We start from the raw sequence: 21905 nt of genomic DNA on the forward strand, positions 1-21905 counted from the left end.
GGCCTGAATGCTCCACACACTAAGCACATCCCCCTGGCACGCCGATATAGCGACGATGCGCCGTTTGATAAAAGAGGGTGACGATCTTCTCCTGCTGTCGGACGGCGTTATCGCCGCCATCGCGGAAGGGCGTTTCCTTGAAATCCTGCAATCTGCCCCCATCTCCATCTACGCTCTGCAAGAAGATATCGAAGCCCGCGGGCTGACTGGTCAAATTGCGGACAGCGTCATCAGGGTTAGCTATACTGAGTTCGTCAGACTGACCGTCAAACATGCGGGTCAGTTGGCCTGGTAATGGCGGGATTGTTGTATATTTCTTGACACCTTTTCGGCACCGCCCTAAAATTCTGCGTCCTCATATTATATGAGGCGATTTATTACGTGTTTACGAAGCAAAAGCTAAAACCAGGAGCTATTTAATGGCAACAATTAACCAGCTGGTACGCAAACCACGCGCGCGCAAAGTTGCAAAGAGCAACGTGCCGGCGCTGGAAGCCTGCCCGCAGAAACGTGGCGTATGTACTCGTGTATATACCACCACTCCTAAGAAACCGAACTCCGCACTGCGTAAAGTTTGCCGTGTGCGTCTGACTAACGGTTTCGAAGTCACCTCCTACATCGGTGGTGAAGGTCACAACCTGCAGGAGCACTCCGTGATCCTGATCCGTGGCGGTCGTGTTAAAGACCTTCCGGGTGTTCGTTACCACACCGTTCGTGGTGCGCTTGACTGCTCCGGCGTTAAAGACCGTAAGCAAGCTCGCTCCAAGTATGGCGTGAAGCGTCCTAAGGCTTAATGGTTCTCCGTTAAGTAAGGCCAAACGTTTTATATTAATGTCAAACTAAACTCTTAGAGTTTTGGACAATCCTGAATTAACAACGGAGTATTTCCATGCCACGTCGTCGCGTCATTGGTCAGCGTAAAATCCTGCCGGATCCTAAGTTCGGATCAGAACTGCTGGCTAAATTTGTAAATATCCTGATGGTAGATGGTAAAAAATCTACTGCAGAAGCAATCGTATACAGCGCGCTGGAGACCCTGGCTCAGCGCTCTGGTAAAAATGAACTGGAAGCTTTCGAAGTCGCTCTCGACAACGTGCGCCCGACTGTAGAAGTTAAGTCTCGCCGCGTTGGTGGTTCTACTTATCAGGTTCCAGTTGAAGTCCGTCCGGTTCGTCGTAATGCTCTGGCAATGCGTTGGATCGTTGAAGCTGCTCGTAAACGTGGTGATAAATCCATGGCTCTGCGTCTGGCGAACGAACTCTCTGATGCTGCAGACAACAAAGGTACTGCAGTTAAGAAACGTGAAGACGTTCACCGTATGGCAGAAGCCAACAAGGCGTTCGCACACTACCGTTGGTAATCCCTTCGGAGTCATAGTCACCAGACGGGCGCTTCAGATAAGTCGCCCGTTTTGGATAACTTAACTGAACGCCTAAAGAAATAACGAGGAATCAAATGGCTCGTACAACACCCATCGCACGCTACCGTAACATCGGTATCAGTGCGCACATCGACGCCGGTAAAACTACTACTACCGAACGTATTCTGTTCTACACCGGTGTAAACCACAAAATCGGTGAAGTTCATGACGGCGCTGCCACCATGGACTGGATGGAACAGGAGCAGGAGCGTGGTATTACTATCACCTCCGCAGCGACTACTGCATTCTGGTCAGGTATGGCTAAGCAGTATGAACCGCATCGCGTAAACATCATCGACACCCCGGGGCACGTTGACTTCACTATCGAAGTAGAACGTTCCATGCGTGTGCTTGATGGTGCAGTAATGGTTTACTGCGCAGTTGGTGGTGTTCAGCCTCAGTCTGAAACCGTATGGCGTCAGGCAAACAAATATAAAGTTCCGCGCATTGCGTTCGTTAACAAAATGGACCGTATGGGTGCGAACTTCCTGAAAGTTGTTGGTCAGATCAAAACCCGTCTGGGCGCGAACCCTGTTCCGCTGCAGCTGGCGATTGGCGCTGAAGAAGCGTTCACCGGTGTTGTTGACCTGGTGAAAATGAAAGCCATCAACTGGAACGAAGAAGATGCAGGTGTAACCTTCACTTATGAAGATATCCCGGCAGACATGCAGGAACTGGCCGAAGAATGGCACCAGAACCTGATCGAGTCCGCTGCTGAAGCTTCTGAAGAGCTGATGGAGAAATACCTGGGTGGTGAAGAACTGACTGAAGAAGAGATTAAAACTGCTCTGCGTCAGCGCGTTCTGAACAACGAAATCATCCTGGTAACCTGTGGTTCTGCGTTCAAGAACAAAGGTGTTCAGGCGATGCTGGATGCGGTAGTTGACTACCTGCCATCCCCGGTTGACGTACCTGCGATCAACGGTATCTTGGACGACGGTAAAGATACTCCGGCTGAGCGTCACGCTAGCGATGATGAGCCGTTTGCTGCTCTGGCATTCAAAATCGCTACCGACCCGTTCGTGGGTAACCTGACCTTCTTCCGCGTGTACTCCGGTGTGGTTAACTCTGGTGATACCATCCTGAACTCCGTGAAAGCTGCACGTGAGCGTTTCGGTCGTATCGTACAGATGCACGCTAACAAACGTGAAGAGATCAAAGAAGTTCGCGCGGGCGATATCGCTGCTGCTATCGGTCTGAAAGACGTAACTACGGGTGACACTCTGTGCGATCCTAATGCGCCGATCATTCTGGAGCGTATGGAATTCCCTGAGCCGGTAATCTCTATCGCTGTTGAACCGAAAACCAAAGCTGACCAGGAAAAAATGGGTCTGGCTCTGGGCCGTCTGGCTAAAGAAGACCCGTCTTTCCGCGTATGGACTGACGAAGAATCTAACCAGACCATCATCGCCGGTATGGGTGAGCTGCACCTCGACATCATCGTTGACCGTATGAAGCGTGAATTCAACGTTGAAGCGAACGTCGGTAAACCTCAGGTTGCTTACCGCGAAGCGATTCGCGCGAAAGTTACCGATATCGAAGGTAAACACGCTAAACAGTCTGGTGGTCGCGGTCAGTACGGTCACGTCGTTATCGACATGTACCCACTGGAGCCGGGCTCTAACCCGAAAGGTTATGAGTTCATCAACGACATCAAAGGTGGTGTAATTCCTGGCGAATACATCCCGGCCGTTGATAAAGGCATCCAGGAGCAGCTGAAAGCAGGTCCTCTGGCTGGTTATCCGGTAGTTGATCTGGGCGTGCGTCTGCACTTCGGTTCTTACCACGACGTTGACTCCTCTGAACTGGCGTTTAAACTGGCCGCTTCTATTGCCTTTAAAGATGGCTTTAAGAAAGCGAAACCAGTTCTGCTTGAGCCGATCATGAAGGTTGAAGTAGAAACTCCGGAAGAGAACACTGGTGACGTTATCGGTGACCTTAGCCGTCGTCGCGGTATGCTGCGCGGTCAGGAATCCAACGTGACTGGCGTTGTGATCCACGCTGAAGTTCCGCTGTCTGAAATGTTCGGATATGCAACTCAGCTGCGTTCTCTGACCAAAGGTCGTGCTTCTTACTCCATGGAGTTCCTGAAGTATGATGATGCGCCGAACAACGTTGCTCAGGCCGTAATCGAAGCCCGTGGTAAATAAGCCGCAGGGTTAAAACCAAAGTCCCGTGCTCTCTCCAGAAGGGGAGAGCACTATAGTAAGGAATATAGCCGTGTCTAAAGAAAAATTTGAACGTACAAAACCGCACGTCAACGTCGGTACTATCGGCCACGTTGACCATGGTAAAACTACTCTGACCGCTGCAATCACTACCGTTCTGGCTAAAACCTACGGTGGTTCTGCTCGTGCATTCGACCAGATCGATAACGCGCCGGAAGAAAAAGCTCGTGGTATCACCATCAACACTTCTCACGTTGAATATGACACCCCGACTCGCCACTACGCGCACGTAGACTGCCCGGGCCACGCCGACTATGTTAAAAACATGATCACCGGTGCTGCGCAGATGGACGGCGCGATCCTGGTTGTTGCTGCGACTGACGGCCCGATGCCGCAGACTCGTGAGCACATCCTGCTGGGTCGTCAGGTAGGCGTTCCGTACATCATCGTGTTCCTGAACAAATGCGACATGGTTGATGACGAAGAGCTGCTGGAACTGGTTGAAATGGAAGTTCGTGAACTTCTGTCTCAGTACGATTTCCCGGGCGACGACACTCCGATCGTTCGCGGTTCCGCTCTGAAAGCGCTGGAAGGCGACGCAGACTGGGAAGCGAAAATCATCGAACTGGCTGGCTACCTGGATTCTTACATCCCGGAACCAGAGCGTGCGATTGACAAGCCGTTCCTGCTGCCGATCGAAGACGTATTCTCCATCTCCGGTCGTGGTACCGTTGTTACCGGTCGTGTAGAGCGCGGTATCATCAAAGTTGGCGAAGAAGTTGAAATCGTTGGTATCAAAGAGACTGCGAAGTCTACCTGTACTGGCGTTGAAATGTTCCGCAAACTGCTGGACGAAGGCCGTGCTGGTGAGAACGTTGGTGTTCTGCTGCGTGGTATCAAACGTGAAGAAATCGAACGTGGTCAGGTACTGGCTAAGCCGGGTTCCATCAAGCCGCACACCAAGTTCGAATCTGAAGTGTACATTCTTTCCAAAGACGAAGGCGGCCGTCATACTCCGTTCTTCAAAGGCTACCGTCCGCAGTTCTACTTCCGTACAACTGACGTGACTGGCACCATCGAACTGCCGGAAGGCGTAGAGATGGTAATGCCGGGCGACAACATCAAAATGGTTGTTACCCTGATCCACCCGATCGCGATGGACGACGGTCTGCGTTTCGCAATCCGTGAAGGTGGCCGTACCGTTGGCGCGGGCGTTGTTGCTAAAGTTCTGGGCTAATAATTAGTTCTGAATTAAAAAGGGCGCTAAGGCGCCCTTTTTGCTGCCTGCTATTTGTGAGTTGCAGCACGATGACCAGCAGCAAATAGATTAAATGTTTATTTAATAGACACGCTATTGTAATCATAACTATTCTCATTTACACTTTGTTTGTAAGTTGAACGGGAGTATATATGTACGTTTGTCTGTGTAATGGTGTGAACGATAAAAAAATTCGCCAGGCTGTGCGCCAATTCAATCCTCAGTCTTTTCAGCAACTGAGAAAATTTATTCCCGTTGGAAATCAATGCGGTAAGTGCGTTCGCGCGGCGCGCGAAATTATGGAAGATGAATTAACCCGCATGCCGGAATATCAAGAGATCGCCTGAAGCCCCTCAGCTTTACTTTGACATCCCTATAGCTCGAACTACGCTTCAATAAGTGGAAGCGGAGGGACTATATAATGAAAGGTGATGTCAAAATCATAAGTTATCTCAATAAATTATTGGGAAATGAGCTTGTCGCAATTAATCAATACTTTCTCCATGCGAGAATGTTCAAGAACTGGGGCCTGATGCGCCTCAATGATGTCGAATACCACGAATCTATCGATGAAATGAAGCACGCCGATAAGTATATTGAGCGCATTTTGTTTCTCGAAGGGATCCCGAATCTGCAGGATCTCGGCAAACTCCGCATCGGGGAAGACGTCGAGGAGATGCTGCAATCCGACCTGAGGCTGGAGCTTGAAGGGGCGAAGGATCTACGCGAGGCCATTGCCTATGCCGATAGCGTCCATGACTACGTCAGCCGTGATATGTTAATCACCATCCTTGCAGATGAAGAGGGCCATATCGATTGGCTGGAAACCGAATTGGACCTGATAGGCAAAATTGGTCTGCAGAATTATCTTCAGTCGCAGATTAAAGTGGCTGACTGATAAACGCCTGCCATCCACAGAACACACCCGCTGCGGCCAGGAAAGGGCCAAAAGGCAGCGGGTAGTGTAGCGTCTGCCTTGTTCTTGTGCACAAAGTCAGCGCTGTTACGGCAGCGCAGGCCAGAATAGCTGCTATGAGAACAAGCTGCGGTAAAACTTTCCACCCATGCCATGCCCCAAGCGCGGCGAGAAATTTTATATCGCCGTAGCCAATGCCTTCTCGCCCGCGTATTCCCCTGTAGAGCCAATAGATCAACCCGAAGGCCAGATAGCCGCCTATCGCACCCCAGACGGCATGTACCAGATTAGCCGGCGACAGACAGAGATAATAAAGCAATCCACTCCACAGCAGAGGGCAGGTAAATTTATCGGGTAGCAAGCCGTAGCGCAGGTCGTGCCAACAAAGCGTGAGTAATAACCCGCCATGGATAATAAAGAATGCAAAGGTCGCTACTGTCATCGATTGTTCCCGCGTTGTGGCCTCAGTGACCGAGTGTGATGCTGATACGGGGTTTCTGGCAAAAGGCAATAAACAGGAGTGGATACCCTAATCCAGAGTTTTTACTGGTCTTTCATGGTATTGCAGTAAACGCGGATGCGTGCTCCCGGAAACAGGTGATGATTTTGTACGCAGCCCTTGCGTTGTATCTGAATTTGCGTATAATGCGCGGGCCTGTCAAAGTTGACGGCCGGTTCGATATGAACCCCGGTAGCAGCAACACGCTACCAAACAATGTTCCCAATTGGGGAACTATGTAAGAACGGTTACACTCTCCCATCAATCGTAATGGGTATGAGGAGTAACCATTTCGTCTATAAAATAATTGGAGCTCTGGTCTCATGCAGAACCAAAGAATCCGTATCCGCCTTAAAGCGTTTGATCATCGTCTGATCGATCAATCAACCGCGGAAATCGTCGAGACTGCTAAGCGCACTGGTGCGCAAGTCCGTGGTCCGATCCCGCTGCCGACCCGCAAAGAGCGCTTTACCGTTCTGATTTCTCCGCACGTCAACAAAGATGCGCGCGATCAGTACGAAATCCGCACTCATAAGCGTCTGGTTGACATCGTTGAGCCAACTGAAAAAACCGTTGATGCTCTGATGCGTCTGGATCTGGCTGCCGGTGTAGACGTGCAGATCAGCCTGGGTTAATCAGGTCATCGAGCGATTGAGAGGTTGAAACAATGATTGGTTTAGTCGGTAAAAAAGTGGGCATGACCCGCATCTTCACTGAAGATGGCGTATCTATCCCAGTAACCGTAATCGAAGTTGAAGCAAACCGCGTTACTCAGGTTAAAGATCTGGCTAACGATGGCTACCGTGCCGTTCAGGTTACCACTGGTGCTAAAAAAGCTAACCGTGTAACTAAACCGGAAGCGGGTCACTTCGCTAAAGCTGGCGTTGAAGCTGGCCGTGGTCTGTGGGAATTCCGTCTGGCTGACGGCGAAGAGTTCACCGTAGGTCAGGACATTAGCGTTGAGCTGTTTGCTGACGTTAAAAAAGTTGACGTAACCGGTACCTCTAAAGGTAAAGGTTTTGCTGGTACCGTTAAGCGCTGGAACTTCCGTACCCAGGACGCAACTCACGGTAACTCCTTGTCTCACCGCGTTCCGGGTTCTATCGGTCAGAACCAGACTCCGGGCAAAGTGTTCAAAGGCAAGAAAATGGCAGGTCAGCTGGGTAACGAACGTGTCACCGTTCAGAGCCTGGACGTAGTACGTGTTGACGCTGAGCGCAACCTGCTGCTGGTTAAAGGCGCGGTCCCGGGTGCAACCGGTAGCGACCTGATCGTTAAACCAGCTGTGAAGGCGTAAGGGGATAGCAATGGAATTAGTATTGAAAGACGCGCAGAGCGCGCTGACTGTTTCCGAAACTACCTTCGGTCGTGATTTCAACGAAGCGCTGGTTCACCAGGTTGTAGTTGCTTATGCAGCTGGTGCTCGTCAGGGTACTCGTGCTCAGAAGACTCGTGCTGAAGTAACTGGTTCAGGCAAAAAGCCGTGGCGCCAGAAAGGTACCGGCCGTGCGCGTTCAGGTTCTATCAAGAGCCCGATCTGGCGTTCAGGTGGCGTGACCTTCGCTGCGCGTCCGCAGGACCACAGTCAAAAAGTTAACAAAAAGATGTACCGCGGCGCGCTGAAAAGCATTCTGTCCGAACTGGTACGTCAGGATCGTCTGATCGTTGTCGAATCTTTCTCTGTAGAAGCGCCTAAAACTAAGCTGCTGGCACAGAAACTGAAAGACATGGCTCTGGAAGATGTGCTGATCATCACCGGTGAGCTGGACGAGAACCTGTTCCTTGCTGCGCGCAACCTGCACAAGGTTGACGTACGTGATGCAACTGGTATCGACCCGGTTAGCCTGATCGCCTTCGACAAAGTCGTAATGACTGCTGATGCTGTTAAGCAAGTTGAGGAGATGCTGGCATGATTCGTGAAGAACGTCTGCTGAAGGTGCTGCGCGCACCGCACGTTTCTGAAAAAGCGTCTACTGCGATGGAAAAAACCAATACCATCGTTCTCAAAGTTGCTAAAGACGCGACCAAAGCAGAGATCAAAGCTGCTGTGCAGAAACTGTTTGAAGTCGAAGTCGAAGTCGTTAACACCCTGGTTGTTAAAGGGAAAGTTAAACGTCACGGACAGCGTATCGGTCGTCGTAGCGACTGGAAAAAAGCTTACGTCACCCTGAAGGAAGGCCAGAATCTGGACTTCGTCGGCGGCGCTGAGTAAGTCGGAGGAGTAATACAATGGCAGTTGTTAAATGTAAACCGACATCTCCGGGTCGTCGCCACGTTGTTAAAGTGGTCAACCCAGAGCTGCACAAGGGCAAACCTTTTGCTCCGCTGGTTGAAAAAAACAGCAAATCCGGTGGTCGTAACAACAATGGCCGTATCACCACCCGTCATATCGGTGGTGGTCACAAACAGGCCTACCGTATTGTTGACTTCAAACGCAACAAAGATGGTATCCCGGCAGTTGTTGAACGTCTTGAGTACGATCCGAACCGCTCCGCGAACATCGCGCTGGTTCTGTACAAAGATGGTGAGCGCCGTTACATTCTGGCCCCTAAAGGCCTGAAAGCTGGCGACCAGATTCAATCTGGCGTTGATGCTGCAATCAAAGCAGGCAACACCCTGCCGATGCGCAATATCCCGGTTGGTTCTACCGTTCATAACGTAGAAATGAAACCAGGTAAAGGCGGTCAGCTGGCGCGTTCCGCTGGTACTTACGTTCAGATCGTTGCTCGCGATGGTGCTTATGTCACCCTGCGTCTGCGCTCTGGTGAAATGCGTAAAGTCGAAGCAGACTGCCGCGCTACTCTGGGCGAAGTTGGCAATGCTGAGCATATGCTGCGCGTTCTGGGTAAAGCAGGTGCTGCACGCTGGCGTGGTGTTCGTCCTACCGTTCGCGGTACTGCGATGAACCCAGTCGACCACCCACATGGTGGTGGTGAAGGTCGTAACTTTGGTAAGCACCCGGTAACTCCGTGGGGCGTTCAGACCAAAGGTAAGAAGACCCGCAGCAACAAGCGTACTGATAAATTCATCGTACGTCGCCGTAGCAAATAATTTTAGAGGATAAGCCATGCCACGTTCTCTCAAGAAAGGTCCTTTTATTGACCTGCACTTGCTGAAGAAGGTAGAGAAAGCGGTGGAAAGCGGAGACAAGAAGCCCCTGCGCACTTGGTCCCGTCGTTCAACGATCTTTCCTAACATGATCGGTTTGACCATCGCTGTCCATAATGGTCGTCAGCACGTTCCAGTTTTTGTTTCCGACGAAATGGTTGGTCACAAACTGGGTGAATTCGCACCGACTCGTACTTATCGCGGCCACGCTGCTGATAAAAAAGCGAAGAAGAAATAAGGTAGGAGGAAGAGATGGAAACTTTAGCTCAACATCGCCATGCTCGTTCTTCTGCTCAGAAGGTTCGCCTTGTTGCTGACCTGATTCGCGGTAAGAAAGTGTCGCAGGCCCTGGATATTCTGACCTACACCAATAAGAAAGCTGCTGTACTGGTCAAGAAGGTACTGGAATCTGCCATTGCTAACGCTGAACACAACGATGGCGCTGACATTGATGATCTGAAAGTTGCGAAAATTTTCGTAGACGAAGGCCCGAGCATGAAGCGCATTATGCCGCGTGCTAAAGGTCGTGCAGATCGCATCCTGAAGCGCACCAGCCACATTACTGTGGTTGTGTCCGATCGCTGAGACTCTGGAGACTAGCAATGGGTCAGAAAGTACATCCTAATGGTATTCGCCTGGGTATTGTAAAACCATGGAACTCAACCTGGTTTGCGAACACCAAAGAATTCGCTGACAACCTGGACAGCGATTTTAAAGTACGTCAGTACCTGACTAAGGAACTGGCGAAAGCGTCTGTATCTCGTATCGTTATCGAGCGTCCGGCTAAAAGCATTCGTGTGACCATTCACACTGCTCGCCCGGGTATCGTTATCGGTAAGAAAGGCGAAGACGTAGAAAAACTGCGCAAGGTCGTCGCGGATCTCGCTGGCGTGCCTGCACAGATCAATATTGCCGAAGTTCGTAAGCCTGAACTGGACGCTAAATTGGTTGCTGACAGCATCACTTCTCAGCTGGAACGTCGCGTTATGTTCCGTCGTGCGATGAAGCGTGCTGTACAGAACGCAATGCGTCTGGGCGCTAAAGGTATCAAAGTTGAAGTTAGCGGCCGTCTTGGCGGCGCGGAAATCGCACGTACCGAATGGTACCGTGAAGGTCGCGTTCCGCTGCACACTCTGCGTGCTGACATCGACTACAACACCTCTGAAGCGCACACCACTTACGGTGTAATCGGCGTTAAGGTATGGATCTTCAAAGGTGAGATCCTGGGTGGTATGGCTGCTGTTGAACAACCGGAACCGGCTGCTCAACCTAAAAAGCAGCAGCGTAAAGGCCGTAAATAAGGAGCGTCGCTGATGTTACAACCAAAGCGTACAAAATTCCGTAAAGTGCACAAAGGCCGCAACCGTGGTCTGGCGCAGGGTACGGATGTTAGCTTCGGCACTTTCGGTCTGAAAGCTGTTGGCCGTGGTCGTCTGACTGCACGTCAGATCGAAGCAGCACGTCGTGCTATGACCCGTGCAGTTAAGCGTCAAGGTAAGATCTGGATCCGTGTATTCCCGGACAAACCGATCACCGAGAAGCCGCTGGAAGTTCGTATGGGTAAAGGTAAAGGTAACGTGGAGTACTGGGTTGCCTTGATTCAGCCGGGTAAAGTCCTTTATGAAATGGACGGCGTACCGGAAGAGCTGGCCCGTGAAGCATTCGGCCTGGCAGCAGCGAAACTGCCGATCAAAACCACCTTTGTAACTAAGACGGTGATGTAATGAAAGCAAAAGAGCTGCGTGAAAAAAGCGTTGAAGAGCTGAACGCTGAGCTGCTGAACCTGCTGCGTGAGCAGTTCAACCTGCGTATGCAGGCTGCAAGTGGCCAGCTGCAACAGACTCATCTGCTGAAGCAAGTGCGTCGTGATGTTGCACGCGTTAAGACTTTACTGACTCAGAAGGCGGGTGCGTAATGACCGATAAAATCCGTACTCTGCAAGGTCGCGTGGTTAGCGACAAAATGGAGAAATCCATTGTTGTTGCTATCGAACGTATGGTGAAACACCCGGTATACGGCAAATTCATCAAGCGTACGACCAAACTGCACGTACATGACGAGAACAACGAATGCGGTATCGGCGACGTGGTTGAAATCCGCGAATGCCGTCCGCTGTCCAAGACTAAGTCCTGGACGCTGGTTCGCGTTGTAGAGAAAGCGGTTCTGTAATACAGTACGCATTCTCGATACGGATAAACGGCTCAGCGATGAGCCGTTTATTTTTTCTACCCATATCTGATTTGCGGTGTTATAATGCCGCGCCCTCGATATGGGGCTTTTTTAACGACCCTATTTTTGGGTCTCAGTAGTAGTTGACATTAGCGGAGCACTAAAATGATCCAAGAACAGACTATGCTGAACGTCGCCGACAACTCCGGTGCACGTCGCGTAATGTGTATCAAGGTTCTGGGTGGCTCGCACCGTCGCTACGCAGGCGTAGGCGACATCATCAAGATCACCATCAAGGAAGCAATTCCGCGTGGTAAGGTCAAAAAAGGTGATGTGCTGAAGGCGGTAGTGGTGCGCACCAAGAAGGGTGTTCGTCGCCCGGACGGTTCTGTCATTCGCTTCGATGGTAATGCATGCGTTATTTTAAACAATAACAGCGAGCAGCCCATCGGTACGCGTATTTTTGGGCCGGTAACTCGTGAACTTCGTAACGAGAAGTTCATGAAAATTATCTCTCTGGCCCCAGAAGTACTCTAAGGAGCGAATCATGGCAGCGAAAATCCGTCGTGATGACGAAGTTATCGTGTTAACCGGTAAAGATAAAGGTAAACGCGGTAAAGTTAAGAATGTCTTGTCTTCCGGCAAGCTCATTGTTGAAGGTATCAACCTGGTTAAGAAACACCAGAAGCCGGTTCCGGCTCTGAACCAACCAGGCGGCATCGTTGAAAAAGAAGCTGCTATTCAGGTTTCTAACGTTGCGATCTTCAATGCGGCAACCGGCAAGGCTGACCGTGTAGGCTTTAGATTCGAAGACGGCAAAAAAGTCCGTTTCTTCAAGTCTAATAGCGAAACTATCAAGTAATTTGGAGTAGTACGATGGCGAAACTGCATGATTACTACAAAGACGAAGTAGTTAAAAAACTCATGACTGAGTTTAACTACAATTCTGTCATGCAAGTCCCTCGGGTCGAGAAGATCACCCTGAACATGGGTGTTGGTGAAGCGATCGCTGACAAGAAACTGCTGGATAACGCAGCAGCAGATCTGACAGCAATCTCCGGTCAAAAACCGCTGATCACCAAAGCACGCAAATCAGTTGCAGGCTTCAAAATCCGTCAGGGCTATCCGATCGGCTGTAAAGTAACTCTGCGTGGCGAACGCATGTGGGAGTTCTTTGAGCGCCTGATCACTATTGCTGTACCGCGTATCCGTGACTTCCGTGGCTTGTCCGCTAAGTCTTTCGACGGTCGTGGCAACTACAGCATGGGTGTCCGTGAGCAGATCATCTTCCCAGAAATCGACTACGATAAAGTCGACCGCGTTCGTGGTTTGGATATTACCATTACCACTACTGCGAAATCTGATGAAGAAGGCCGCGCTCTGCTGGCTGCCTTTGACTTCCCGTTCCGCAAGTAAGGTAGGGTTACTTAATGGCTAAGCAATCAATGAAAGCACGCGAAGTAAAGCGCGTGGCTTTAGCTGATAAATTCTTCGCTAAACGCGCTGAACTGAAAGCTATCATCTCTGATGTGAACGCAACCGACGAAGATCGTTGGAACGCTGTTCTCAAGCTGCAGACTCTGCCGCGTGATTCCAGCCCGTCTCGTCAGCGTAATCGCTGCCGTCAAACAGGTCGTCCGCATGGTTTCCTGCGGAAGTTCGGGTTGAGCCGTATCAAGGTCCGTGAAGCCGCAATGCGCGGTGAAATCCCGGGTCTGAAAAAGGCTAGCTGGTAATTGTCACCAATTGAATCACGGGAGTAAAGACAGATGAGCATGCAAGATCCGATCGCGGATATGCTGACCCGTATCCGTAACGGTCAGGCCGCGAATAAAGCTGCGGTCACCATGCCTTCCTCCAAGCTGAAAGTGGCAATTGCCAACGTGCTGAAGGAAGAAGGCTTTATTGAAGATTTTAAAGTTGAAGGCGACATCAAGCCGGAACTGGAACTGACTCTTAAGTATTTCCAGGGTAAAGCTGTTGTAGAAAGCATTCAGCGTGTCAGCCGCCCAGGTCTGCGCATCTACAAACGTAAAGATGAGCTGCCGAAAGTTATGGCGGGTCTGGGTATCGCGGTTATTTCTACCTCTAAAGGTGTTATGACCGATCGTGCAGCGCGCCAGGCTGGTCTTGGTGGCGAAATTATCTGCTACGTAGCCTAATCGGAGGAAAAAATGTCTCGTGTTGCTAAAGCACCGGTCGTTGTTCCTGCCGGCGTTGATGTAAAAATCAACGGTCAGGTTATTACGATCAAAGGTAAAAACGGCGAGCTGACTCGTACCCTCAACAATGCTGTTGAAGTTAAACATGCAGATAATGCTCTGACCTTCGGTCCGCGTGATGGTTTCGTGGATGGATGGGCTCAGGCTGGTACCGCGCGTGCCCTGCTGAACTCAATGGTTGTTGGTGTTACCGAAGGCTTCACTAAAAAGCTTCAGCTGGTTGGTGTAGGCTATCGTGCAGCGGTCAAAGGGGATGTAGTAAACCTGGCTTTAGGTTTCTCTCATCCTGTTGAGCATAAACTGCCGGCCGGTATCACTGCAGAATGTCCGACTCAAACTGAAATCGTGCTGAAAGGCGCTGATAAGCAGGTGATCGGTCAGGTTGCAGCAGATCTGCGCGCCTACCGTCGTCCTGAGCCTTATAAAGGCAAGGGTGTTCGTTACGCCGACGAAGTCGTGCGTACCAAAGAGGCTAAGAAGAAGTAAGGTAACACTATGGATAAGAAATCTGCTCGTATCCGTCGTGCGACCCGCGCACGCCGCAAGCTCCAGGAGCTGGGTGCAACTCGCCTGGTGGTACATCGTACCCCGCGTCATATTTACGCACAGGTAATTGCACCGAACGGTTCTGAAGTTCTGGTAGCTGCTTCTACTGTAGAAAAAGCTATCGCTGAACAACTGAAGTACACCGGTAACAAAGACGCGGCAGCAGCTGTGGGTAAAGCTGTTGCTGAACGCGCTCTGGAAAAAGGCATCAAAGATGTTTCCTTTGACCGTTCCGGGTTCCAATATCATGGTCGTGTCCAGGCACTGGCAGATGCTGCCCGTGAAGCTGGCCTTCAGTTCTAAGGTAGAGGTGTAAGATGGCTCACATCGAAAAACAAGCTGGCGAACTGCAGGAAAAGCTGATCGCGGTTAACCGCGTATCTAAAACCGTTAAAGGTGGTCGTATTTTCTCCTTCACAGCTCTGACTGTAGTTGGTGACGGTAACGGTCGCGTTGGTTTTGGTTACGGTAAAGCGCGTGAAGTTCCAGCAGCGATCCAGAAAGCGATGGAAAAAGCCCGTCGCAATATGATTAATGTCGCGCTGAACCACGGCACCCTGCAGCACCCGGTTAAAGGTGTTCACACGGGTTCTCGTGTATTCATGCAGCCAGCTTCCGAAGGTACCGGTATCATTGCCGGTGGTGCAATGCGCGCCGTTCTGGAAGTTGCTGGAGTTCATAACGTTCTGGCCAAAGCATATGGTTCCACCAACCCGATCAACGTGGTTCGTGCAACTATTGATGGCCTGGAAAATATGAATTCTCCAGAAATGGTCGCTGCCAAGCGTGGTAAATCCGTTGAAGAAATTCTGGGGAAATAAACCATGGCAAAGACTATTAAAATTACTCAAACCCGCAGTGCAATCGGTCGTTTGCCGAAACACAAGGCAACGCTGCTTGGCCTGGGTCTGCGTCGTATTGGTCACACCGTAGAGCGCGAGGATACTCCTGCTGTTCGTGGTATGGTCAACGCGGTTTCCTTCATGGTTAAAGTTGAGGAGTAAGAGATGCGTTTAAATACTCTGTCTCCGGCCGAAGGCTCCAAAAAGGCGGGTAAACGCCTGGGTCGTGGTATCGGTTCTGGCCTCGGTAAAACCGGTGGTCGTGGTCACAAAGGTCAGAACTCTCGTTCTGGCGGTGGCGTACGTCGCGGTTTCGAAGGTGGTCAGATGCCTCTGTACCGTCGTCTGCCGAAATTCGGCTTCACTTCTCGTAAAGCGATGATCACTGCAGAAGTTCGTCTGTCTGATCTGGCTCACGTAGAAGGCGATGTTATCGACCTGAACACGCTGAAAGCGGCTAACATTATCGGTATCCAGATCGAATTCGCGAAAGTGATCCTGTCTGGTGAAGTATCTCGTCCGGTAACTGTTCGTGGCCTGCGCGTGACTAAAGGTGCTCGTGCTGCTATCGAAGCTGCTGGCGGTAAAATTGAGGAATAAGTAGCAGATGGCTAAGCAACCGGGATTAGATTTTCAAAGTGCCAAAGGTGGGATTGGCGAACTGAAGCGCAGACTGTTGTTTGTAATCGGTGCGTTGATTGTGTTCCGTATTGGCTCTTTTATTCCGATCCCTGGTATTGATGCCGCTGTACTTGCCAAACTGCTTGAGCAACAGCGAGGCACCATCATTGAAATGTTCAACATGTTCTCTGGTGGTGCTCTCAGCCGTGCTTCTATCTTTGCGTTGGGTATCATGCCGTATATTTCGGCATCGATCATTGTCCAGCTGTTAACGGTTGTTTATCAGCCGTTAGCAGAGCTGAAGAAAGAAGGGGAGTCTGGTCGTCGTAAGATCAGCCAGTACACCCGCTACGGTACTCTGGTGCTGGCGATATTCCAGTCGATTGGTATTGCTACCGGTCTGCCGAATATGCCTGGTATGCAGGGCCTGGTGATTAATCCAGGCTTTGCATTCTATTTCACCGCTGTTGTTAGTCTGGTCTCAGGAACGATGTTCCTGATGTGGCTCGGTGAACAGATTACTGAACGCGGTATCGGAAACGGTATCTCGATCATTATCTTCGCCGGTATCGTTGCGGGTCTCCCGCCGGCCATCGCCCATACTATCGAGCAAGCGCGTCAAGGCGACCTGCACTTCCTCCTGTTGCTGTTGGTTGCAGTATTAGTATTTGCAGTGACTTTCTTTGTTGTCTTTGTTGAGCGTGGCCAACGCCGCATTGTGGTAAACTACGCTAAGCGTCAACAGGGTCGTCGTGTCTATGCTGCACAGAGCACACATTTACCGCTGAAAGTGAATATGGCAGGGGTAATCCCGGCAATCTTCGCTTCCAGTATTATTCTGTTCCCGGCAACCATTACATCATGGTTCGGGGGCGGTACTGGTTGGAACTGGCTGACAACAATTTCGCTGTATTTGCAGCCTGGGCAACCGCTTTATGTGTTACTCTATGCGTCTGCAATCATCTTCTTCTGTTTCTTCTATACGGCGTTGGTTTTCAACCCGCGTGAAACAGCAGATAACCTGAAGAAGTCCGGTGCATTTGTACCAGGAATTCGTCCGGGAGAGCAAACGGCGAAGTATATCGATAAAGTAATGACTCGCCTGACTTTAGTCGGTGCGTTATACATCACTTTTATCTGCCTGATCCCGGAGTTCATGCGTGATGCAATGAAAGTACCGTTCTACTTTGGTGGGACCTCACTGCTTATCGTTGTTGTCGTGATTATGGACTTTATGGCTCAAGTGCAAACTCTGATGATGTCGAGTCAGTACGAGTCTGCATTGAAGAAGGCGAACCTGAAAGGCTACGGCCGCTAACAGGTCGCTCGAGAAGTTACGGAGAGTAAAAATGAAAGTTCGTGCTTCCGTCAAGAAATTATGCCGTAACTGCAAAATCGTTAAGCGTGATGGCGTCATCCGCGTGATTTGCAGTGCCGAGCCGAAGCATAAACAGCGCCAAGGCTGATTTATTCGCATATTTTTCTTGCAAAGTTGGGTTGAGCTGGCTAGATTAGCCAGCCAATCTTTTGTATGTCTGTACGTTTCCATTTGAGTATCCTGAAAACGGGCTTTTCAGCATGGTGCGTACATATTAAATAGTAGGAGTGCATAGTGGCCCGTATAGCAGGCATTAACATTCCTGATCACAAACATACCGTAATCGCATTAACTGCCATTTTCGGTATCGGCAAGACCCGCTCTAAAGCCATCTGTGCTGACACGGGTATCGCTGAAAATGTTAAGATCAGTGAGCTGTCTGAAGAACAAATTGAATCCCTGCGTGAAGCGGTTGGTAAATTTGTCGTTGAAGGTGATCTGCGCCGTGAAATCACCCTGAGCATCAAGCGTCTGATGGACCTTGGTTGCTATCGTGGTTTACGCCATCGTCGTGGTCTTCCGGTTCGCGGTCAGCGTACTAAGACCAACGCACGTACCCGTAAGGGTCCGCGTAAACCGATCAAGAAATAGTCGGGGTGATTGAATAATGGCAAAGGCACCAGTTCGTGCACGTAAGCGTGTAAGAAAACAAGTCTCTGATGGCGTGGCTCATGTCCATGCTTCTTTTAACAACACCATCGTTACCATTACCGATCGTCAGGGTAACGCGCTGGGTTGGGCAACAGCCGGTGGTTCCGGTTTCCGTGGTTCTCGCAAATCCACTCCGTTCGCAGCTCAGGTTGCAGCAGAGCGTTGCGCTGAAGCCGTAAAAGAATACGGCATCAAGAATCTGGAAGTTATGGTCAAAGGTCCGGGTCCAGGTCGCGAATCTACTATTCGTGCACTGAACGCCGCTGGTTTCCGCATCACGAATATTACTGATGTGACTCCGATCCCTCATAACGGTTGTCGTCCGCCGAAAAAACGTCGCGTATAACGCGTTCGTTTCTAGGATTGTTGGAGAAAGAAAATGGCAAGATATTTGGGTCCTAAGCTCAAGCTGAGCCGTCGTGAGGGCACAGACCTGTTCCTTAAGTCTGGCGTTCGCGCGATCGATACCAAGTGTAAAATTGAACAAGCTCCTGGCCAGCACGGTGCGCGTAAACCGCGTCTGTCTGACTATGGTGTGCAGTTGCGTGAAAAGCAAAAAGTTCGCCGTATGTACGGTGTGCTGGAGCGTCAGTTCCGTAACTACTATAAAGAAGCAGCGCGTCTGAAAGGCAACACCGGTGAAAACCTGTTGACTCTGCTGGAAGGTCGTCTGGACAACGTTGTATACCGTATGGGCTTCGGCGCGACTCGTGCTGAATCACGTCAGCTGGTTAGCCACAAAGCTATCATGGTAAACGGTCGTGTTGTTAACATCGCTTCTTATCAGGTTAAAGCGAATGACGTTGTCAGCATTCGTGAGAAAGCGAAAAAGCAATCTCGCGTGAAAGCCGCTCTGGAGCTGGCTGAGCAGCGTGAAAAGCCAACCTGGCTGGAAGTTGATGCTGGCAAGATGGAAGGTACGTTCAAGCGTCAGCCGGAACGTTCTGATCTGTCTGCGGACATTAACGAACACCTGATCGTCGAGCTTTACTCCAAGTAAAGCTTAGTACCAAAGAGAGGACACAATGCAGGGTTCTGTGACAGAGTTTCTAAAACCGCGCCTGGTCGATATCGAGCAAGTGAGTTCGACGCACGCCAAGGTGACCCTTGAACCTTTAGAGCGTGGCTTTGGCCATACTCTGGGTAACGCACTGCGCCGTATTCTGCTCTCATCGATGCCGGGTTGCGCGGTGACCGAGGTTGAGATTGATGGTGTACTTCATGAGTACAGCACCAAAGAAGGCGTTCAGGAAGATATCCTTGAAATCCTGCTCAACCTGAAAGGGCTGGCGGTGAGAGTTCAGGGTAAAGATGAAGTTATCCTTACTTTGAACAAATCTGGCATTGGCCCTGTGACCGCAGCCGACATTACCCATGACGGTGATGTCGAAATCGTCAAGCCGCAACATGTGATCTGCCACCTGACCGATGAGAACGCTGCTATTAGCATGCGTATCAAAGTTCAGCGCGGTCGCGGTTATGTGCCGGCTTCTGCCCGAATTCATTCGGAAGAAGATGAGCGCCCAATCGGCCGTCTGCTGGTCGACGCATGCTACAGCCCGGTAGAGCGTATTGCCTACAATGTTGAAGCAGCGCGTGTAGAACAGCGTACCGACCTGGACAAGCTGGTCATCGAAATGGAAACCAACGGCACAATCGATCCTGAAGAGGCGATTCGTCGTGCGGCAACCATCCTGGCAGAACAACTGGAAGCTTTCGTTGATTTACGTGATGTACGTCAGCCGGAAGTGAAAGAAGAGAAACCAGAATTCGATCCGATCCTGCTGCGCCCTGTTGACGATCTCGAATTGACTGTCCGCTCTGCTAACTGCCTTAAGGCAGAAGCTATCCACTATATCGGTGATCTGGTACAGCGTACCGAGGTTGAGTTGCTGAAAACGCCGAACCTGGGTAAAAAATCTCTTACCGAGATTAAAGACGTGCTGGCTTCACGTGGTTTGTCTCTGGGCATGCGCCTGGAAAACTGGCCACCGGCAAGCATTGCTGACGAGTAACCGGATCACAGGTTAAGGTTTTACTGAGAAGGATAAGGTCATGCGCCATCGTAAGAGTGGTCGTCAACTGAACCGCAACAGCAGCCATCGCCAGGCTATGTTCCGTAACATGGCTGGTTCGCTGGTTCGTCATGAAATCATCAAGACGACCCTGCCGAAAGCGAAAGAACTGCGTCGCGTAGTTGAGCCGCTGATTACTCTTGCCAAGACTGATAGCGTTGCTAATCGTCGTCTGGCATTCGCCCGCACTCGTGATAACGAGATCGTGGCAAAACTGTTTAACGAGCTGGGCCCGCGTTTCGCGAGCCGCGCCGGTGGTTACACTCGTATTCTGAAGTGTGGCTTCCGTGCAGGCGACAACGCGCCGATGGCATACATCGAGCTGGTTGATCGCTCTGAATCGAAAGCAGAAGCTGCTGCAGAGTAATCTGTAGTAACGTAAAAAAACCCGCTCCGGCGGGTTTTTTTATATCCTCCCTATTCCTGCTTGTTTACAATATCTGCATTATTTATGTTCATCGCCGGAGCCTTATGATGTGGTTACTGGATCAGTGGGCAGAACGTCATATTCTTGATGCGCAGCGCAAAGGTGAGTTAGATAATCTTCCGGGAAGCGGGGAACCCCTGTCTCTGGATGACGACTCGCATGTGCCAGCTGAGCTACGCGCAGGTTATCGATTACTCAAAAATGCGGGTTGTTTACCTCCAGAACTTGAACATCGTAAAGAAGCGGTAATGCTCACTGACTTACTAAAAGGTGTACAGGAGAGCGATCCGCGCTATGCGGAGCTGAGCCGTCGTTTGGCGCTACTCGAATTAAAGCTGCGACAGGCGGGCCTGAACACTGACTTCCTGCGCGGAGATTACGCTGATAAGTTGCTACATAAAATTAAAGAGGAGTAATCATGTACCGTATTGGTGAACTGGCAAAATTGGCTGATGTTACTCCCGACACCATCCGCTACTACGAAAAGCAGCAGATGATGGATCACAATGTGCGTACGGAAGGTGGATTTCGCCTCTATACGGACAACGACTTACAGAGGCTGCGTTTTATCCGCTATGCCAGGCAGCTCGGTTTCACGCTGGAATCGATCCGCGAACTTCTTTCGATCCGCATCGATCCTGAACATCACACCTGCCAGGAATCTAAAGGTATTGTGCAGGCTCGTTTAAGCGAAGTGGAATCCCGGATTAAAGAGCTACAAACCATGCGTCGTTCTTTGCAGCGCCTCAATGATGCTTGCTGCGGAACAGCGCACAGCAGCGTCTATTGTTCAATTCTTGAAGCGCTTGAGCAGGGTGCCAGCAACCAAAATACAGCACGTTGATTTTTGCATCAGTCGCGTCTACACTCAGGCCGATTTCTTTTACTAATCTGGAGAGTTTATGAGCCGCTATCAGCATACTAAAGGGCAAATTAAAGATAACGCCATTGAGGCATTACTTCATGACCCATTATTCAGGCAGCGAGTTGAGAAGAACAAGAAAGGGAAAGGGAGCTACCAAAGAAAAGAAAAACATGCAGGACGGAATGGTCGGGAGGCCAGTGGCAAGAAAGTAAATAACTTTTTTACCACTGGCCTTCTGCTTTTGACGCTTCTTAAGAACGATTGTTTTGTTCTTTCAACAGGTCACGAATTTCGCTAAGCAGGACTTCTTCTTTGGTCGGGGCCGGTGGTGCTGCCGGTATCTCTTCTTTTTTTCTATTCAATTTATTCATCAGTTTGATTGCCATAAAAATGGCAAACGCCACGATAATAAAATCGAAGACGTTCTGGATGAATACGCCATAATGCATTACGACCGCTGGGATGTCTCCCTGGGCGTCTCGTAGCGTGACAGCAAACTGTTTAAAGTCGATTCCGCCAATGAGTAAACCTAGTGGCGGCATAATAATATCGGCAACTAACGACGATACGATTTTACCAAATGCTGCACCAATGATGACACCGACTGCCAAATCAACCACGTTCCCGCGCATCGCAAATTCGCGAAATTCTTTTAAAAAACTCATTTTATTCTCCTTGAGCCAGCTAACACAGATAAGTTTAACAAATGTATTCTTATTTTCCATTACTGGGGAATAATT

At 50.3% G+C, this 21905-nt stretch carries 40 protein-coding genes; 38 read left to right on the plus strand and 2 right to left on the minus strand.

Annotation, left to right across the window (positions count from 1 at the left end; translation table 11 throughout):
- Window positions 1-7 precede the first annotated feature (7 nt).
- The 7 genes from tusB to bfr all read left to right on the plus strand — a co-directional run bounded on the left by tusB (window position 8) and on the right by bfr (window position 5744).
- The gene (tusB, locus tag K7H21_RS02110; RefSeq protein WP_004125931.1) at window positions 8-295 is read left to right on the plus strand and encodes a sulfurtransferase complex subunit TusB; all 288 of its coding nucleotides are present in this window, start codon (window positions 8-10) and stop codon (window positions 293-295) included.
- Between the two features lie 124 nt (window positions 296-419).
- Entirely contained in the window at window positions 420-794 is a 375-nt protein-coding gene (gene rpsL, locus K7H21_RS02115) for a 30S ribosomal protein S12 (protein WP_002920115.1), read from the plus strand.
- Between the two features lie 95 nt (window positions 795-889).
- Window positions 890-1360 (plus strand): 30S ribosomal protein S7, encoded by a 471-nt coding sequence (gene rpsG, locus K7H21_RS02120; RefSeq protein ID WP_004106370.1) that lies wholly within the window; start codon window positions 890-892, stop codon window positions 1358-1360.
- A gap of 95 nt (window positions 1361-1455) precedes the next feature.
- A complete protein-coding gene (gene fusA / locus K7H21_RS02125; RefSeq protein ID WP_004115957.1) occupies window positions 1456-3570 on the plus strand; it encodes an elongation factor G in 2115 nt (704 codons plus the stop codon).
- Window positions 3571-3640: 70 nt separating this feature from the next.
- Window positions 3641-4825, plus strand: a complete 1185-nt coding sequence (gene tuf / locus K7H21_RS02130) for an elongation factor Tu (protein WP_004097636.1) — start codon at window positions 3641-3643, stop codon at window positions 4823-4825.
- A 173-nt stretch (window positions 4826-4998) separates the two neighbouring features.
- Entirely contained in the window at window positions 4999-5193 is a 195-nt protein-coding gene (bfd, locus tag K7H21_RS02135) for a bacterioferritin-associated ferredoxin (RefSeq protein WP_004125913.1), read from the plus strand.
- A 74-nt stretch (window positions 5194-5267) separates the two neighbouring features.
- Entirely contained in the window at window positions 5268-5744 is a 477-nt protein-coding gene (gene bfr / locus K7H21_RS02140) for a bacterioferritin (protein WP_004125910.1), read from the plus strand.
- Here the strand turns inward: bfr and K7H21_RS02145 are convergent.
- On the minus strand, window positions 5728-6204 hold the full coding sequence (locus tag K7H21_RS02145; protein ID WP_004125908.1) for a prepilin peptidase: 477 nt from the start codon (window positions 6202-6204) through the stop codon (window positions 5728-5730). The genes bfr and K7H21_RS02145 overlap by 17 nt on opposite strands.
- A gap of 380 nt (window positions 6205-6584) precedes the next feature.
- Here K7H21_RS02145 and rpsJ point away from each other — a divergent pair, with 380 nt between their 5' ends.
- The 31 genes from rpsJ to K7H21_RS02300 all read left to right on the plus strand — a co-directional run bounded on the left by rpsJ (window position 6585) and on the right by K7H21_RS02300 (window position 21463).
- Window positions 6585-6896 (plus strand): 30S ribosomal protein S10, encoded by a 312-nt coding sequence (gene rpsJ, locus K7H21_RS02150; protein ID WP_001181005.1) that lies wholly within the window; start codon window positions 6585-6587, stop codon window positions 6894-6896.
- A gap of 32 nt (window positions 6897-6928) precedes the next feature.
- The gene (rplC, locus tag K7H21_RS02155) at window positions 6929-7558 is read left to right on the plus strand and encodes a 50S ribosomal protein L3 (protein ID WP_004106354.1); all 630 of its coding nucleotides are present in this window, start codon (window positions 6929-6931) and stop codon (window positions 7556-7558) included.
- Window positions 7559-7568: 10 nt separating this feature from the next.
- Complete coding sequence (gene rplD / locus K7H21_RS02160) at window positions 7569-8174, plus strand: 50S ribosomal protein L4 (protein ID WP_003031119.1); 606 nt, start codon at window positions 7569-7571, stop codon at window positions 8172-8174.
- The gene (rplW, locus tag K7H21_RS02165; RefSeq protein WP_000617546.1) at window positions 8171-8473 is read left to right on the plus strand and encodes a 50S ribosomal protein L23; all 303 of its coding nucleotides are present in this window, start codon (window positions 8171-8173) and stop codon (window positions 8471-8473) included. The genes rplD and rplW overlap by 4 nt, the downstream gene beginning before the upstream one ends.
- Before the next feature lie 17 nt (window positions 8474-8490).
- Complete coding sequence (gene rplB, locus K7H21_RS02170) at window positions 8491-9312, plus strand: 50S ribosomal protein L2 (RefSeq protein ID WP_000301869.1); 822 nt, start codon at window positions 8491-8493, stop codon at window positions 9310-9312.
- Between the two features lie 16 nt (window positions 9313-9328).
- Window positions 9329-9607 (plus strand): 30S ribosomal protein S19, encoded by a 279-nt coding sequence (gene rpsS, locus K7H21_RS02175; protein WP_001138115.1) that lies wholly within the window; start codon window positions 9329-9331, stop codon window positions 9605-9607.
- A gap of 14 nt (window positions 9608-9621) precedes the next feature.
- Window positions 9622-9954 (plus strand): 50S ribosomal protein L22, encoded by a 333-nt coding sequence (rplV, locus tag K7H21_RS02180; RefSeq protein ID WP_002919773.1) that lies wholly within the window; start codon window positions 9622-9624, stop codon window positions 9952-9954.
- A 17-nt stretch (window positions 9955-9971) separates the two neighbouring features.
- The gene (gene rpsC / locus K7H21_RS02185) at window positions 9972-10670 is read left to right on the plus strand and encodes a 30S ribosomal protein S3 (RefSeq protein WP_004106350.1); all 699 of its coding nucleotides are present in this window, start codon (window positions 9972-9974) and stop codon (window positions 10668-10670) included.
- Between the two features lie 12 nt (window positions 10671-10682).
- Window positions 10683-11093, plus strand: coding sequence for a 50S ribosomal protein L16 (rplP, locus tag K7H21_RS02190; RefSeq protein WP_002919759.1), 411 nt, complete (start codon window positions 10683-10685; stop codon window positions 11091-11093).
- Entirely contained in the window at window positions 11093-11284 is a 192-nt protein-coding gene (gene rpmC, locus K7H21_RS02195; RefSeq protein ID WP_002919754.1) for a 50S ribosomal protein L29, read from the plus strand. The genes rplP and rpmC overlap by 1 nt, the downstream gene beginning before the upstream one ends.
- The gene (rpsQ, locus tag K7H21_RS02200) at window positions 11284-11538 is read left to right on the plus strand and encodes a 30S ribosomal protein S17 (RefSeq protein ID WP_004106347.1); all 255 of its coding nucleotides are present in this window, start codon (window positions 11284-11286) and stop codon (window positions 11536-11538) included. The genes rpmC and rpsQ overlap by 1 nt, the downstream gene beginning before the upstream one ends.
- Before the next feature lie 165 nt (window positions 11539-11703).
- Window positions 11704-12075, plus strand: coding sequence for a 50S ribosomal protein L14 (rplN, locus tag K7H21_RS02205; RefSeq protein ID WP_000613954.1), 372 nt, complete (start codon window positions 11704-11706; stop codon window positions 12073-12075).
- A 10-nt stretch (window positions 12076-12085) separates the two neighbouring features.
- A complete protein-coding gene (gene rplX / locus K7H21_RS02210) occupies window positions 12086-12400 on the plus strand; it encodes a 50S ribosomal protein L24 (protein ID WP_004106345.1) in 315 nt (104 codons plus the stop codon).
- A gap of 14 nt (window positions 12401-12414) precedes the next feature.
- Window positions 12415-12954, plus strand: coding sequence for a 50S ribosomal protein L5 (gene rplE, locus K7H21_RS02215; protein WP_001096202.1), 540 nt, complete (start codon window positions 12415-12417; stop codon window positions 12952-12954).
- 14 nt (window positions 12955-12968) lie between these two features.
- Window positions 12969-13274 (plus strand): 30S ribosomal protein S14, encoded by a 306-nt coding sequence (gene rpsN / locus K7H21_RS02220; RefSeq protein ID WP_002919667.1) that lies wholly within the window; start codon window positions 12969-12971, stop codon window positions 13272-13274.
- Window positions 13275-13307: 33 nt separating this feature from the next.
- A complete protein-coding gene (gene rpsH, locus K7H21_RS02225) occupies window positions 13308-13700 on the plus strand; it encodes a 30S ribosomal protein S8 (protein WP_004106343.1) in 393 nt (130 codons plus the stop codon).
- A gap of 12 nt (window positions 13701-13712) precedes the next feature.
- On the plus strand, window positions 13713-14246 hold the full coding sequence (gene rplF / locus K7H21_RS02230) for a 50S ribosomal protein L6 (RefSeq protein WP_004106341.1): 534 nt from the start codon (window positions 13713-13715) through the stop codon (window positions 14244-14246).
- Between the two features lie 9 nt (window positions 14247-14255).
- Window positions 14256-14609 carry a 50S ribosomal protein L18 gene (gene rplR, locus K7H21_RS02235; protein WP_000358960.1) on the plus strand — a complete coding sequence of 118 codons (354 nt, stop codon included), beginning with the start codon at window positions 14256-14258 and terminating at the stop codon, window positions 14607-14609.
- Between the two features lie 14 nt (window positions 14610-14623).
- Entirely contained in the window at window positions 14624-15127 is a 504-nt protein-coding gene (gene rpsE / locus K7H21_RS02240; RefSeq protein ID WP_004106339.1) for a 30S ribosomal protein S5, read from the plus strand.
- Window positions 15128-15130: 3 nt separating this feature from the next.
- Window positions 15131-15310, plus strand: coding sequence for a 50S ribosomal protein L30 (gene rpmD / locus K7H21_RS02245; RefSeq protein ID WP_001140434.1), 180 nt, complete (start codon window positions 15131-15133; stop codon window positions 15308-15310).
- 3 nt (window positions 15311-15313) lie between these two features.
- A complete protein-coding gene (gene rplO / locus K7H21_RS02250) occupies window positions 15314-15748 on the plus strand; it encodes a 50S ribosomal protein L15 (protein ID WP_004106336.1) in 435 nt (144 codons plus the stop codon).
- 7 nt (window positions 15749-15755) lie between these two features.
- The gene (gene secY / locus K7H21_RS02255) at window positions 15756-17087 is read left to right on the plus strand and encodes a preprotein translocase subunit SecY (RefSeq protein ID WP_004106334.1); all 1332 of its coding nucleotides are present in this window, start codon (window positions 15756-15758) and stop codon (window positions 17085-17087) included.
- Window positions 17088-17118: 31 nt separating this feature from the next.
- Complete coding sequence (gene rpmJ / locus K7H21_RS02260; protein ID WP_000868187.1) at window positions 17119-17235, plus strand: 50S ribosomal protein L36; 117 nt, start codon at window positions 17119-17121, stop codon at window positions 17233-17235.
- 146 nt (window positions 17236-17381) lie between these two features.
- On the plus strand, window positions 17382-17738 hold the full coding sequence (gene rpsM, locus K7H21_RS02265) for a 30S ribosomal protein S13 (protein ID WP_004106333.1): 357 nt from the start codon (window positions 17382-17384) through the stop codon (window positions 17736-17738).
- A gap of 16 nt (window positions 17739-17754) precedes the next feature.
- Window positions 17755-18144 carry a 30S ribosomal protein S11 gene (rpsK, locus tag K7H21_RS02270; protein WP_004138423.1) on the plus strand — a complete coding sequence of 130 codons (390 nt, stop codon included), beginning with the start codon at window positions 17755-17757 and terminating at the stop codon, window positions 18142-18144.
- Between the two features lie 33 nt (window positions 18145-18177).
- Complete coding sequence (rpsD, locus tag K7H21_RS02275) at window positions 18178-18798, plus strand: 30S ribosomal protein S4 (RefSeq protein ID WP_004125897.1); 621 nt, start codon at window positions 18178-18180, stop codon at window positions 18796-18798.
- A 25-nt stretch (window positions 18799-18823) separates the two neighbouring features.
- Window positions 18824-19813, plus strand: coding sequence for a DNA-directed RNA polymerase subunit alpha (locus tag K7H21_RS02280; RefSeq protein WP_002919219.1), 990 nt, complete (start codon window positions 18824-18826; stop codon window positions 19811-19813).
- Between the two features lie 40 nt (window positions 19814-19853).
- Complete coding sequence (rplQ, locus tag K7H21_RS02285; protein ID WP_001216372.1) at window positions 19854-20240, plus strand: 50S ribosomal protein L17; 387 nt, start codon at window positions 19854-19856, stop codon at window positions 20238-20240.
- A gap of 107 nt (window positions 20241-20347) precedes the next feature.
- Entirely contained in the window at window positions 20348-20716 is a 369-nt protein-coding gene (locus K7H21_RS02290; RefSeq protein WP_004125895.1) for a DnaJ family domain-containing protein, read from the plus strand.
- A gap of 2 nt (window positions 20717-20718) precedes the next feature.
- Window positions 20719-21144, plus strand: coding sequence for a Zn(2+)-responsive transcriptional regulator (gene zntR, locus K7H21_RS02295; RefSeq protein ID WP_004125893.1), 426 nt, complete (start codon window positions 20719-20721; stop codon window positions 21142-21144).
- 58 nt (window positions 21145-21202) lie between these two features.
- A complete protein-coding gene (locus K7H21_RS02300; protein WP_004125891.1) occupies window positions 21203-21463 on the plus strand; it encodes an alternative ribosome-rescue factor A in 261 nt (86 codons plus the stop codon).
- Here K7H21_RS02300 and mscL read toward each other — a convergent pair.
- The gene (gene mscL, locus K7H21_RS02305; protein ID WP_004125889.1) at window positions 21417-21830 is read right to left on the minus strand and encodes a large-conductance mechanosensitive channel protein MscL; all 414 of its coding nucleotides are present in this window, start codon (window positions 21828-21830) and stop codon (window positions 21417-21419) included. The genes K7H21_RS02300 and mscL overlap by 47 nt on opposite strands.
- Between the last annotated feature and the right edge of the window lie 75 nt (window positions 21831-21905).

Origin of the sequence: Klebsiella sp. CTHL.F3a, assembly GCF_019890895.1 — a bacterium.
GTDB classification, from domain to species: domain Bacteria; phylum Pseudomonadota; class Gammaproteobacteria; order Enterobacterales; family Enterobacteriaceae; genus Klebsiella; species Klebsiella grimontii.

Excerpts from the sequence above, each read along its gene's own strand:
- tusB (WP_004125931.1), top strand. The coding sequence starts at position 8 with ATGCTCCACACACTAAGCACATCCCCCTGGCACGCCGATATAGCGACG.
- rpsL (WP_002920115.1), top strand. The coding sequence starts at position 420 with ATGGCAACAATTAACCAGCTGGTACGCAAACCACGCGCGCGCAAAGTT.
- rpsG (WP_004106370.1), top strand. The coding sequence starts at position 890 with ATGCCACGTCGTCGCGTCATTGGTCAGCGTAAAATCCTGCCGGATCCT.
- fusA (WP_004115957.1), top strand. The coding sequence starts at position 1,456 with ATGGCTCGTACAACACCCATCGCACGCTACCGTAACATCGGTATCAGT.
- bfd (WP_004125913.1), top strand. The coding sequence starts at position 4,999 with ATGTACGTTTGTCTGTGTAATGGTGTGAACGATAAAAAAATTCGCCAG.
- bfr (WP_004125910.1), top strand. The coding sequence starts at position 5,268 with ATGAAAGGTGATGTCAAAATCATAAGTTATCTCAATAAATTATTGGGA.
- K7H21_RS02145 (WP_004125908.1), bottom strand. The coding sequence starts at position 6,204 with ATGACAGTAGCGACCTTTGCATTCTTTATTATCCATGGCGGGTTATTA.
- rpsJ (WP_001181005.1), top strand. The coding sequence starts at position 6,585 with ATGCAGAACCAAAGAATCCGTATCCGCCTTAAAGCGTTTGATCATCGT.
- rplC (WP_004106354.1), top strand. The coding sequence starts at position 6,929 with ATGATTGGTTTAGTCGGTAAAAAAGTGGGCATGACCCGCATCTTCACT.
- rplD (WP_003031119.1), top strand. The coding sequence starts at position 7,569 with ATGGAATTAGTATTGAAAGACGCGCAGAGCGCGCTGACTGTTTCCGAA.
- rplW (WP_000617546.1), top strand. The coding sequence starts at position 8,171 with ATGATTCGTGAAGAACGTCTGCTGAAGGTGCTGCGCGCACCGCACGTT.
- rplB (WP_000301869.1), top strand. The coding sequence starts at position 8,491 with ATGGCAGTTGTTAAATGTAAACCGACATCTCCGGGTCGTCGCCACGTT.
- rpsS (WP_001138115.1), top strand. The coding sequence starts at position 9,329 with ATGCCACGTTCTCTCAAGAAAGGTCCTTTTATTGACCTGCACTTGCTG.
- rplV (WP_002919773.1), top strand. The coding sequence starts at position 9,622 with ATGGAAACTTTAGCTCAACATCGCCATGCTCGTTCTTCTGCTCAGAAG.
- rpsC (WP_004106350.1), top strand. The coding sequence starts at position 9,972 with ATGGGTCAGAAAGTACATCCTAATGGTATTCGCCTGGGTATTGTAAAA.
- rplP (WP_002919759.1), top strand. The coding sequence starts at position 10,683 with ATGTTACAACCAAAGCGTACAAAATTCCGTAAAGTGCACAAAGGCCGC.
- rpmC (WP_002919754.1), top strand. The coding sequence starts at position 11,093 with ATGAAAGCAAAAGAGCTGCGTGAAAAAAGCGTTGAAGAGCTGAACGCT.
- rpsQ (WP_004106347.1), top strand. The coding sequence starts at position 11,284 with ATGACCGATAAAATCCGTACTCTGCAAGGTCGCGTGGTTAGCGACAAA.
- rplN (WP_000613954.1), top strand. The coding sequence starts at position 11,704 with ATGATCCAAGAACAGACTATGCTGAACGTCGCCGACAACTCCGGTGCA.
- rplX (WP_004106345.1), top strand. The coding sequence starts at position 12,086 with ATGGCAGCGAAAATCCGTCGTGATGACGAAGTTATCGTGTTAACCGGT.
- rplE (WP_001096202.1), top strand. The coding sequence starts at position 12,415 with ATGGCGAAACTGCATGATTACTACAAAGACGAAGTAGTTAAAAAACTC.
- rpsN (WP_002919667.1), top strand. The coding sequence starts at position 12,969 with ATGGCTAAGCAATCAATGAAAGCACGCGAAGTAAAGCGCGTGGCTTTA.
- rpsH (WP_004106343.1), top strand. The coding sequence starts at position 13,308 with ATGAGCATGCAAGATCCGATCGCGGATATGCTGACCCGTATCCGTAAC.
- rplF (WP_004106341.1), top strand. The coding sequence starts at position 13,713 with ATGTCTCGTGTTGCTAAAGCACCGGTCGTTGTTCCTGCCGGCGTTGAT.
- rplR (WP_000358960.1), top strand. The coding sequence starts at position 14,256 with ATGGATAAGAAATCTGCTCGTATCCGTCGTGCGACCCGCGCACGCCGC.
- rpsE (WP_004106339.1), top strand. The coding sequence starts at position 14,624 with ATGGCTCACATCGAAAAACAAGCTGGCGAACTGCAGGAAAAGCTGATC.
- rpmD (WP_001140434.1), top strand. The coding sequence starts at position 15,131 with ATGGCAAAGACTATTAAAATTACTCAAACCCGCAGTGCAATCGGTCGT.
- rplO (WP_004106336.1), top strand. The coding sequence starts at position 15,314 with ATGCGTTTAAATACTCTGTCTCCGGCCGAAGGCTCCAAAAAGGCGGGT.
- secY (WP_004106334.1), top strand. The coding sequence starts at position 15,756 with ATGGCTAAGCAACCGGGATTAGATTTTCAAAGTGCCAAAGGTGGGATT.
- rpmJ (WP_000868187.1), top strand. The coding sequence starts at position 17,119 with ATGAAAGTTCGTGCTTCCGTCAAGAAATTATGCCGTAACTGCAAAATC.
- rpsK (WP_004138423.1), top strand. The coding sequence starts at position 17,755 with ATGGCAAAGGCACCAGTTCGTGCACGTAAGCGTGTAAGAAAACAAGTC.
- rpsD (WP_004125897.1), top strand. The coding sequence starts at position 18,178 with ATGGCAAGATATTTGGGTCCTAAGCTCAAGCTGAGCCGTCGTGAGGGC.
- K7H21_RS02280 (WP_002919219.1), top strand. The coding sequence starts at position 18,824 with ATGCAGGGTTCTGTGACAGAGTTTCTAAAACCGCGCCTGGTCGATATC.
- rplQ (WP_001216372.1), top strand. The coding sequence starts at position 19,854 with ATGCGCCATCGTAAGAGTGGTCGTCAACTGAACCGCAACAGCAGCCAT.
- K7H21_RS02290 (WP_004125895.1), top strand. The coding sequence starts at position 20,348 with ATGTGGTTACTGGATCAGTGGGCAGAACGTCATATTCTTGATGCGCAG.
- zntR (WP_004125893.1), top strand. The coding sequence starts at position 20,719 with ATGTACCGTATTGGTGAACTGGCAAAATTGGCTGATGTTACTCCCGAC.
- K7H21_RS02300 (WP_004125891.1), top strand. The coding sequence starts at position 21,203 with ATGAGCCGCTATCAGCATACTAAAGGGCAAATTAAAGATAACGCCATT.
- mscL (WP_004125889.1), bottom strand. The coding sequence starts at position 21,830 with ATGAGTTTTTTAAAAGAATTTCGCGAATTTGCGATGCGCGGGAACGTG.